Annotated in this window: 7 protein-coding genes and 1 pseudogene; 4 read left to right on the top strand and 4 right to left on the bottom strand. The window is 69.4% G+C overall.

All coding sequences use genetic code 11. The annotated features are described in order from the left end of the window. Positions 1-226 precede the first annotated feature (226 nt). On the bottom strand, positions 227-1,333 hold the full coding sequence (gene ychF, locus VGP60_RS25960; protein WP_327550710.1) for a redox-regulated ATPase YchF: 1,107 nt from the start codon (positions 1,331-1,333) through the stop codon (positions 227-229). A 117-nt stretch (positions 1,334-1,450) separates the two neighbouring features. On the opposite strand from ychF, the gene VGP60_RS25955 reads away from it, so the two are divergent. Together VGP60_RS25955 and VGP60_RS25950 are read left to right on the top strand one after the other, a co-directional pair. After that, positions 1,451-2,857 (top strand): DNA-3-methyladenine glycosylase 2 family protein, encoded by a 1,407-nt coding sequence (locus tag VGP60_RS25955; protein ID WP_327550709.1) that lies wholly within the window; start codon positions 1,451-1,453, stop codon positions 2,855-2,857. After that, positions 2,854-3,354 carry a methylated-DNA--[protein]-cysteine S-methyltransferase gene (locus VGP60_RS25950; protein WP_327550708.1) on the top strand — a complete coding sequence of 167 codons (501 nt, stop codon included), beginning with the start codon at positions 2,854-2,856 and terminating at the stop codon, positions 3,352-3,354. The genes VGP60_RS25955 and VGP60_RS25950 overlap by 4 nt, the downstream gene beginning before the upstream one ends. Here VGP60_RS25950 and VGP60_RS25945 read toward each other — a convergent pair. Continuing rightward, positions 3,351-6,314 carry an SMC family ATPase gene (locus VGP60_RS25945; protein WP_327550707.1) on the bottom strand — a complete coding sequence of 988 codons (2,964 nt, stop codon included), beginning with the start codon at positions 6,312-6,314 and terminating at the stop codon, positions 3,351-3,353. The genes VGP60_RS25950 and VGP60_RS25945 overlap by 4 nt on opposite strands. Continuing rightward, positions 6,311-7,477 carry an exonuclease SbcCD subunit D gene (locus VGP60_RS25940; RefSeq protein ID WP_327550706.1) on the bottom strand — a complete coding sequence of 389 codons (1,167 nt, stop codon included), beginning with the start codon at positions 7,475-7,477 and terminating at the stop codon, positions 6,311-6,313. Before VGP60_RS25940 ends, VGP60_RS25945 begins: the two co-directional genes overlap by 4 nt. Before the next feature lie 346 nt (positions 7,478-7,823). Between VGP60_RS25940 and rmuC the strand changes: the two genes are divergently transcribed. After that, complete coding sequence (rmuC, locus tag VGP60_RS25935; protein ID WP_327550705.1) at positions 7,824-8,741, top strand: DNA recombination protein RmuC; 918 nt, start codon at positions 7,824-7,826, stop codon at positions 8,739-8,741. Positions 8,742-8,911: 170 nt separating this feature from the next. After that, on the top strand, positions 8,912-9,844 hold the full coding sequence (locus VGP60_RS25930) for a DUF6542 domain-containing protein (RefSeq protein WP_327550704.1): 933 nt from the start codon (positions 8,912-8,914) through the stop codon (positions 9,842-9,844). 78 nt (positions 9,845-9,922) lie between these two features. Here the strand turns inward: VGP60_RS25930 and VGP60_RS25925 are convergent. Further along, positions 9,923-10,516 (bottom strand): annotated as a pseudogene (locus VGP60_RS25925) (4-hydroxy-3-methylbut-2-enyl diphosphate reductase); the annotation flags it as partial.

Here is a 10,516-nt window from a genome sequence, read left to right as displayed (position 1 = left end):
CCTGGCTAGGAATGCTCTGCTGCGAGCGGCGGACCAACACTCAACAAGGGCGTCAAAGGACAACTGTGGAATGTCATGCGGGGTGAAAGACTTGTCGCTCACGGCGGGGCTCCATCCCGTCGGAGGCCCCGGTTGGCGGGTTCAGCGCTGGCCGGGGCCGACCTGAAGTCGGGCCCGCGCGGCCATGCGTTCTACGTGCAGGAAGCCTCGCGGGCTTCCGACACGGTCACGCCTTTTTGGTCAAGCTAGCCGTTGCACCGTGTCGGAACTCGACCACATCGCCGTCGGCCATGATGTAGTCCTTGCCTTCGATCCGCGCCTTACCCGCAGCCCGGGCAGCGGCCATCGAACCGGCAGCGATCAAATCGGCGAACGACACGACCTCGGCCTTGATGAAGCCGCGCTCGAAGTCGGTGTGGATCACGCCGGCGGCCTGCGGGGCGGTGGCGCCCTTCGGGATGGTCCAGGCGCGCGATTCCTTGGGGCCCGCGGTCAGGTAGGTCTGCAGGCCGAGGGTGTGGAAACCGGCGCGTGCCAAGGAATGCAGGCCGGGCTCGTGCTGGCCGACGGACTCCAGCAGCTCGCGGACGGACTCTTCGTCGTCGAGTTCGAGCAGCTCCTGCTCGACCTTCGCGTCGAGGAAGACGGCGTCGGCGGGGGCGACCAGCTTGGTCAGCTCTTCACGGCGCGCTTCGTCGGTGAGGATGGCCTCGTCGGCGTTGAAGACGTAGAGGAACGGCTTGGTGGTCAGCAGGCTGTGCTCACGCAGCAGGTCGAGGTCGACCTCCTTCTGCGCGGCGAAGAGCGTGCGGCCGCCGTCGAGGATTTCCTTCGCCTTCTGCGCGGCTTCGAGCGCGGGCTTGGCTTCCTTCTTGGTGCGCGCTTCCTTCTCGAGCCGCCAGACGGCCTTCTCGAGGGTCTGCAGGTCGGCGAGGATCAGCTCGGTGTTGATCGTCTCGATATCGGCCAGCGGGTCGATCTGCCCGTCGACGTGGATCACGTCGGGGTCGTCGAAGACACGGATGACCTGGCAGATCGCGTTGGCCTCGCGGATGTTGGCGAGGAACTTGTTGCCGAGCCCGGCGCCCTCGGACGCGCCCTTCACGATGCCCGCGATGTCGACGAACGACACGACGGCCGGCACGAGGCGCTCGGAGCTGAACACCTTCGCCAGCTGTTCCAGCCGCGGATCGGGGATCGCGACGACGCCGGTGTTGGGCTCGATCGTGGCGAACGGGTAGTTCGCGGCGAGCACGTTGTTGCGGGTCAGCGCGTTGAACAGGGTGGACTTGCCGACGTTGGGCAGGCCGACGATACCGAGGGTCAGACTCACGGCGGCAAAGTCTACGTGGCGGCCTCGCGAGCGCGTTCGCTGCCGGGGTTCCTGACACCGATCGCCATGTCGGATTTCCGCCAGTCAAGCCCTCGACCTGGTGGCAGTATCGAATCCATGACCACCGCACTCGTACCGACCACCCGCAGCGTGTGGCGCGACACCGAGCGGTGCTACCGGGCCGTGACCTCGCGCGACTCCCGTTTCGACGGGCAGTTCATCATGGCCGTCCGCACCACCGGCATCTACTGCCGGCCGTCGTGCCCGGCGCAGACGCCGAAGTCGAAGAACGTCAGTTTCTTCCCCACCTCGGCGGCCGCGCAGGCCGGTGGATACCGCGCTTGCCGCCGCTGCCTCCCGGACGCCGTGCCGGGCTCCCCGGAATGGAACGTACGCGCCGACCTGGCCGCCCGGGCCATGCGGCTGATCTCGGACGGCGTCGTCGAGCGCGACGGCGTGCCGGGCCTCGCGAAGCGGCTCGGGTACTCCGAGCGGCAGCTGGGCCGCGTCCTCACCTCCGAACTCGGCGCCGGGCCACTCGCGCTCGCCAGGGCGCACCGGGCGCATTCCGCGCGGCTGCTGATCGAGATGTCCGAGCTCCCGCTGACGGACGTCGCGTTCGCGGCCGGGTTCGCCAGTGTCCGGCAGTTCAACGACACGATCCGCGAGGTGTTCGCGACCACGCCGTCCGAGCTCCGCGTCAAGAGCGCGCGACGCCGGAGCGACATCCCGGCATCGGGCACCCGGTTGAGTCTCCGGCTGCCGTTCCGGACGCCGTACGACGCCGACGGGATCTTCGCTTTCCTCGCCGAGCAGGCGATCCCCGGGATCGAAGAGGTCACGCCCGACGGCTACGGCCGCACGCTGCGGCTCGCGCACGGCTCGGGCACAGTCCGGCTGAGCGCGCGGGAAGACCACGTCCGCTGCGAACTCCAGCTCACCGATCTGCGCGACCTGAGCAGCGCGGTGGCGAGGGTCCGGCGGCTGCTCGACCTCGACGCCGACCCGGAAGCCGTGGCACGCGTCCTCGGCGCGGACTCCGCACTGGGCCCGCTCGTAGCGGCGACACCGGGGATCCGTGTGCCGGGCGCGGTCGACGGGCCCGAGCTGGTGCTACGCGCGCTACTCGGCTCGAAGATCACCGCACTCGGCGAGCCATTGCCAGTGTGCGACGGCGCTTTGACCACGCTCTTCCCGACGGCCGCTCAGGTGGCCGCGAGCGCGGCCGACCCGGTGATCGTCGAGGTCGCCACCGCGCTGGCCGACGGCACGGCGGACATCCACGTCGGCCGCGATCCGGACGAACTCCGGGCCGAATTACAAGCACTGCCCGGCGTCGACGCGGACGCCGTCCTCATGCGGGTCCTCGGCATGCCGGACGTGCTGCTCGACGACGCCGTCATGCGGGCGAACGCGGCCGCACTCGGCATCACCGATCTCGGCGAACGCGCCCAGGCCTGGCGGCCGTGGCGCTCCTACGCAGGCAGGTATCTTTCACCGAAACCAAGGAGCAGCAAGAAATGAGTACCGCCCACTGGTCCACTATGGACACTCGGATCGGACCGTTCACCGCTGTCGTGGCGGACGACGGGGCCGTGCTGGCGTCGGGCTGGACCGGCGAAGTGACCGAACTGACGACGTTGATCGCGCCCTCGCTCGCGCCTTCGGAGCTGACGGAGAAGCGGGATCTCGGCGCGGTGAGCGACGCCGTCCGGCGCTATCACGCCGGGGAAATCGGCGCGGTGGACGACATCGTCGTGCGCCAGAAGTCCGGCGAATTCCGTGAGCGCGCTTGGGATGCGCTGCGGACGGTGAAGCCCGGCGAGCCGGTCAGCTATGCCGCTTACGCCACCCTGGCCGGGAATCCGGCCGCCGTCCGTGCGGCAGCCGCGGCCTGCGCCAAGAACGCGGCCGCGCTGTTCGTGCCGTGTCACCGCGTGGTCCGCACCGGCGGCGCGCTCGGCGGGTTCCGCTGGGGCACCGACGTCAAGCGCTGGCTCCTCGACCACGAAGCCGTCTAGCCTGCTTGGACTTCCAGGGTTGAGCCGCTGCGCGACTTGCGGACACGCAGCCGCGTGGGGATCCGCTGACGGAGTTCTTCGACGTGCGACACCAGCCCGACGACCCGGCCACCGGCACGGAGTTCGTCGAGGATGTTCATCACGATGTCGAGGGTTTCGGCGTCCAGCGTGCCGAAACCCTCGTCGATGAACAGCGTGTCCAGCAGCGCCCCGCCGGTCTCGGCCGCGACGACGTCCGCGAGGCCGAGTGCCAGCGCGAGCGACGCCAGGAACGATTCACCACCCGAAAGTGTCTTCGCGGGCCGCACGGTTCCGGAGTAGTCGTCGAGGACGTCGATGCCGAGCCCCCCGCGCATCCCCCGCGCGCCGGCGGCGTCGGAGTGCACGAACGAGTAGCGGCCCTGGCTCATCGTCCGCAGCCGGGCCGTCGCGGCCAGCGCGACTTCTTCCAAGCGGGCAGCCAGAACATAGGACCGCAGCGACATCTTCCGCGCGTTCTGCCCACGTCCGTTGACGACCTCGGAGAGCGCCTTCAACTCCGCGTACGCCTCTTCGACGGGCGCCAGCTCGGCCATCGCCGACCCCATCCGCTCGGCCAAGGTGTCCAGATCCCGGGCGCGTTCCGAGGCGCCACGGACAGCGACCAACGCGGCTTCCGACCGCGTTCGTGCTTCTTTCGCGGCCTGTTTGGCGGTTTCCACGTCGACGACGTCGTCCGGCGAGACACCGAACAGCTCCGGCTCGCTCAGCGCCGACTGGGCCCTCGCCTCATCGACCTGCGCGGCCGACAACTGCTGCTCTAACTGCGCGACGCGATCCTGCGCCCGCGCGGCCGCCCGCGCCAGCTCGACAGTCTCGAACTCGTTGTGCCGCAACGCTTCCTCGACGACACCTCGTTGCTCATCAACACGGCCCTGCGCCGCGGTGCGTGCGGTTCTCGCCTCCGCCAACGCGTCCAGCGCGGTAACCACGTCGACGAGATGTGCCCGCCGGGCCGCCACATCCGGGTACTCCCCGCGCGCGACCTCAAGGCGGTGCTCACGTTCCAGCACGAGTTCCGCGAGCGCACGACCTTCGGTTTCCGCCGTGGTGACGGCCTTTTCGGCGTCCTGACGTTCCTTGGTCAGGCTCACGACCTCGGACTCGGCGGACGAAATCGCCGACTGGACGGGCTTCTTCTTCGCGGCGAGCCCGGACAACATGTCCAGCTGTGCACGCACTTCAGCCGACTCGGCCGCGAGCGTTTCCGCAGTCCGCTCACCGAGCTTCTCCAGCAACCCGGCCAGTTTCGTCTCGGCTTCGTGCTTTGCCGTGACGAGTTTCTGCCGCCGAAGATCAAGCCGCTGCTCGGTTTCCTCCGCGGCGCGCTCCTGCTTCTCGTCGACGGAACCATCGACGGGCTTGGCGGGCGCGGGGTGCTCACCGGAGCCGCAAACCGGGCACGCCGAACCATCGGCCAGCTCGGCCGCCAGCTCGGCGGCCATCCCATTGAGACGTCGTTCGCGCAGGTCCAGCCGGTGCTGACGGGCCAGCTGATGCTCGTCGACAGCGTCCCGCAAAGCCTTGTCAGCCTTGCGAACAGCCAACTCGGCGGCCGGAAGTGCCTCCGCGTCCCGGATAGCGACCGACAGCTCGTCGGCACGCGCGCGCACTCCGTCGAGCTTGCCCTCGGCCTCGATCGCCGCGGCCAGCTTCTCGCGCAGTTCAAGAACCCGTTGCGGCACTGTGGAAAGCTTCTCGCCGATGACCGTGACCTGCCCGGCGGCGACCCCGGCGGCTTTGCCCAGCTCGACCTGACGCAGACGATCACGCCGCTGCTGCTCGGCTTCCGCCACCAGCCCGGCGAGCGCGCCCGCTTCTTCGCGCAGCACACCCGCTTCGGCGCGCAGATCGGCGACAACGGCGTCCGTGCTCTCGTGCCCGGTCGCGACCAGCTCGCGAACCCGTCCGGCTTCACGACGTTCAGCGTCGTCCAGCAGCGCGTCCAGCCGATCGAACAGCGCGGCCGCCTCGACGACTCCGGTCGCGAGCTTGGCGTCGGCGATTTCGGTGGCCCACAACGAACGTTGCTCAGCTTGTTCCGCCAGCTCGGTCAGCTTGACGTGGGCGGTCCGCACCCGGCGGATCCGCTCCGCTGCCGCGAGGTTCTCCTGCAACGCGGCTTCGGCACGCTCCCGGATTCCGCGCGCTTCGCGTTCGGTCACCTCAGCGACGGCTACTTCAGCGGTGGCCTCGCGCAGGACCGTCGACACCCATTCCGACTGCTCTTCCTCAGGCGGTTCAGCCTTGGCTACCTGTGCGAACCGCGAAACCCGATCGCGAACAACCTTTGTCCGGTCCTCGACCTCGCGGAACCGCTCGGTGCGCAGATCGGCGAACCAGCGCTCGATGGTCCCGAACCGGCCGGTGCCGAAAAGCCGCTCAAGCAGCTTCTCGCGCTCTGTCGTGTCGGCACGCAGGAACCGCGCGAATTCGCCCTGCGGCAGCAAAACGACCTGAAAAAACTGATCCGCCGTCATCCCCAGCAGCCGCTCGACCGTGCGCGCGACCTCGTCGATCCGCGTCACGCCTTCTTGTGGCTGGCCATCGGGCGCCTCGCCGGTCCAGCTGAGCGACGCCTTCGCCTGCTGAGTCGTCGTGCCCTCGCCGCGCCGTTTCGGGCGCTGGTACTCGGGATTGCGCACGATCCGCAGCCGATGTCCCTGGACGGTCAGCTCCAGCACGACTTCGGTGACGTCGTCCGGCTCGGCCTGCTCGCAGCGCAGCCGTTTGACCTCGCCGCGCGCGCCCGGCACCACGCCGAACAAGGCGAACGCGATGGCGTCGAGCAACGTCGTCTTGCCCGCGCCGGTATCGCCGTGGAGCAGGAAAAGGCCGTCTGCGCCGAGCACGTCGAAGTCGACGATCTCGCGCCGGACGTACGGCCCGAAGGCGGCGACCTCCAGTTTGTGCAGTCTCATTTTTCCCCGCGCCCGGCCGCATCCCAGCGCCCGGCGGACTCCAGCGCACGCTGGAACAGGCCCTCTTCGCGCTCGTTCGGCGGCGCGCCGCGGCAGTCGCTCAGGAAGTTGCGGGCGATCTCGCCGTCGGACCGGCCGCGCACCTTTTCGGCGTAGCGCAGCGTGCCGGTGGCGAGGCCGCCTTCGGGCACCCAGTCCAGGTGGACGGCGTATTTGAACCGCTCGCGCAGCCGGCGCATGGCGTCGATCGGGCGTACCTGATCGGTCAGCGTGACCGAGAGATAGCAGTCGGAGACGTCCTCGAATTCGGGCGCGGCCAGCAGTTCCTCCAGCTGCCCGCGGATCGTCGCGAGCTGCCTCGGCACCGGGAGTTCATGGCGGTGGACCGCCGCGAGACCGTCGGCGTCGAGATCGACCAGCCAGACCGATTTGCGTTGCGCCGTCTCGGAAAACGAGTATGCCAGCGGGCTTCCCGAATAGCGGAGATGCTCCGCGAGAGTCTGCGGACCGTGCAGATGTCCGAGCGCGACGTAATCCACGCCGTCGAAAACCGAGCCTGGAACCTGCTCGACGCCGCCGACAGCGATCGTCCGCTCGGAATCGCTGCCCGCGCCACCGGTGACGAAAGCGTGCGCAAGCACCACCGACCGCGTCCCGGCGGGCCGGTCCGCCAGATCCGCGCGGACGCGGCGCATGGCTTCGGTGAGCACACCGGTGTGGCCCTTGGCATCCGGGACGCGCAGCGTGTGCCGCGCGGACTCCGGCTCGAGATAGGGAATGCCGTAGAGCGCCACCGGGCCGTGCTCGTCGTCCAGCAGCACCGGCTCGTGCAACCCGGCGATCGTGGCCTTGAGGTGCAGCCCGCCGGCCGCGGCGAACTCGGCGAACGCGCCCAGACGGGCTGCTGAGTCGTGGTTGCCGGGGGTGATGACGAGATGCGCCCCGGCGCGCCTGAGCCTGCTGAGCGCGCTCGTGGCCACCCGCACGGCCTCTGCGGACGGGACTGCCCTGTCGTAGACGTCACCGGAGACGAGCACTACGTCGACTCGCTCGCCGACCACGAGGTCCGCGAGGTGGCCGAGCACGGCTTCCTGCTCGGCGAGCAGATCGGCGCCGTGGAACGTGCGGCCGATATGCCAGTCGGACGTGTGGAGAAGTCTCACGCGACCAAAGTAGGCGGCAACCCTGTCAGAACCGGGGAGGGCGGGTGGGCGTGTTGGGTTTGGGGTGTGCAGGGGTTAGCCGTGGGCCGGGAGGGTGGGGCTGGAAGTGGTTGCGTTAGACGTGGTTGCGGTCAGGGGTACGGCTGAAGCCTGTGTTTATTGGCATGCGCGCGGTGAAGACTTCCGGCCGTGGCCGGCCGTGAGTCGTGGTGACCGGCTTTACGGACTAAGCCCGCGTGGCTGGGTTTTGGGAATCGGGTGGCGGGGGTTTGGGGTGGGAGTCGGTTTTTGTCGGTGGGGTCGGTAATGATGTGTGTGCGGTTGGATACAGAGGGGAATGTTGCGGGTGGACTCGACGGTGATCACCACGGCGGCGGTCGTGGTGGCGGTGCTGCTGGGCGTGGCGGTCGCGCTGCTGTGGCGGCTCTACAACGACAGCATGCGGCGGGCCGACGCGGCCGCGCGGCAGGTCGACGTCGAGCGCGCGCGGGTCAACGAGCAGCAGACCTCGCTGCGGCGGTACGAGGTCGCGTTCGCCTCGATCAGCGGCCGCGGTGAGCTGGGCGAACAAGTACTGCTCGAGACGGCACGCGCGCTGGGGCTGCGTGAGGAGCTGCACTTCACACTGCAGACCGACGTCGCCGGGGGCGGCAGCGTCAAACCGGACATGGTGCTGCACGTCGGCGGCGGGCGGAGTGTCCCGGTGGACGCCAAGGCGAGCATGGCGACCTGGGCCGAGGCCATCGAGACGGACAATCCCGACGAGCGGCTCGACGCGCTGCGCGTCCACGTCCGGAACATGCGCTCGCGGGCCGCGGAGCTGGCGGGCAAGGGCTATCAGCGCTGGGCGGACGCGATCTACGGGACGATCATGTTCGTCCCGTCCGACGCGGCCGTGGTGGCGGCGATGGACACCGACCCGGAGTTGCTGCGCTGGATGCTCGACAGGCGGGTCTTCGTCTGCGGGCCGACGGGGTTCGCCGTGCTGGCGTCGGCGGCGCTGTTCGCGGCCAGCGACAGGGCCCTGCTCGAAGACGTCGAGCAGGTGCGCGCGGGGGCGGGCCAGGCGCACCGGGCGGCCGGCGGCGCCATCGACGCGCTGAATCTGTCGAGCACGCACCTCCAGCGGTTCCTGTCCGCACGCCGCCGCGAGCTGGACGCGTTGGAAAATTTCCGGGCGGCCGTCGCGCCGCTCACAGATGCGGCCGCGGCACCTTCCCCGGTCACCGAAATCCGCAAAGGGGACGAATTGGCCACAGGGTGAAGGCCGTAGACCGGCCCTGAGCAGCTGAAACAGCGCGTGACGCACGCGGGGGTGTACCCGTGCGGAGCCGACGGAAAACCGTGCTCCAGGTCACGCTTGCGGGTGCCGAATTCCGCTTCGACGCGGAGTGGTAGCGGCAACCGGGTGAGAACCGGATACCGTGTCATCTCGTGACCGCGATTCGCGATCGCCCAAGCGATCCTGATGCAGACGAAATCTCCGTGCCGTGGGACGAGCTTCCCATTGTCGGCGACAAACGGGGTTTGCCCTGGTGGGGTGCCGTGCTGCTCGGCTTCGGCCTGGCGATACTCGGCGCGTTCGTCGACCTGAAGCTCCAAGCCCACCTGACGCTGCTCTTCCAGGCCACCTACTGCGTCGGATGTGTCATCGCCGTGGGCTGGGTCCAGCGACGGGGCCTGTTCGGCCCGATGGTCCAGCCGCCGCTGGTGCTGGCGGTGACCATCCCCGGCGTCGTGTTCGTCGCGTCCGGTGTTCCGGGCAGCGGCGACACCCTGGGCACGCTCCTCAAGCTGGGACAACCGCTCATCGACGGCTTCCCGACGATGGCGATCACCACCGGCGCGACGTTGCTGATCGGTTTCTTCCGGCTCTACCGCGAGCGGGACCCGAACCGCCTGCTCAAGCAGAAGTCGGCCAAGAAGCCCGCCTCGGACAAGGCTGCGCCCAAGCGCCCCGCGGACGAGCGCCCATCGGCAGGCGACGGCTCGCGCCCGGCTCGGCAGCGGCCTCCCGCCGACGGCCAGCCGCCGCGACGACGTCCGCCGGCCGAATCCGGCACCCAGGGTGCTCCGGCTCGCCGTCGCCCGGCTCCCGAAGACGGCGAACGACGTCCTCGCGACCCCACGGCCCCACGACGCCGGACCGAAGACCCGGACGCACCACGTCGTCCCCGGCAGCCGCGCCCCCGAGACGAAGACGGCGCACCGCCGCGCCGACGTCCCGAGCCACGCGAAGGCGAGCCCCGCGCCCGCCGCCCCCGGCCCGCCGACGACCCGCGTCGCGGTGGCGAGACTCCGCGTCGCCCGCCCGGCAACCGCCGCGACAACCCGCCGCCGCGCAACCGCCCCTGGGACGAGGACTAACCCACCCCCAAGCGGCATCAAGGGACCTTTACTACCGCGAAACGGCAGTAAAGGTCCCTTGATGCGGTTCTGGAGGGGCTACTCGGCCCGCTTGCCGACCTTCTTGAGCTCGTGCGGCAGCGCGAAGGTGATCTTCTCGTTCGCCGTGGTGACCTCGTCGACGTCGCCCCAGCCACGCTCGGCCAGCCACGACAGCACGTCCATGACCAGCGAGTCCGGCACCGAAGCACCGCTCGTGACGCCGACCGTGGTGACACCTTCCAGCCACGCCTCATCGACCTCGTGCGCGAAGTCCACCAGGTGCGAATCACGCGCACCGGCCTTCAGCGCCACCTCGACGAGCCGCTTCGAGTTGGACGAGTTCTGCGAGCCGACCACGATCACGAGATCGCACTCGGCGGCCATCGCCTTGACCGCCACCTGGCGGTTCGTCGTGGCGTAGCAGATGTCGTCGCTGGGCGGGTCCGCCAAGCCGGGGAAACGATCGCGGAGCTGGTCGACGCGTTCCATCGTCTCGTCGACGCTCAGCGTGGTCTGGGACAGCCAGATGACCTTCGACGGGTCACGCACGATCGCCTTGTCGACGTCGGCCGCGGTGTCCACCAGCTGCACGTGGTCGGGCGCCTCACCGGCGGTGCCTTCGACCTCTTCATGGCCTTCGTGGCCGATCAG

Source organism: Amycolatopsis sp., from assembly GCF_036008905.1.
GTDB lineage: Bacteria > Actinomycetota > Actinomycetes > Mycobacteriales > Pseudonocardiaceae > Amycolatopsis.
This window is presented reverse-complemented; position numbering and strand designations above follow the sequence as displayed.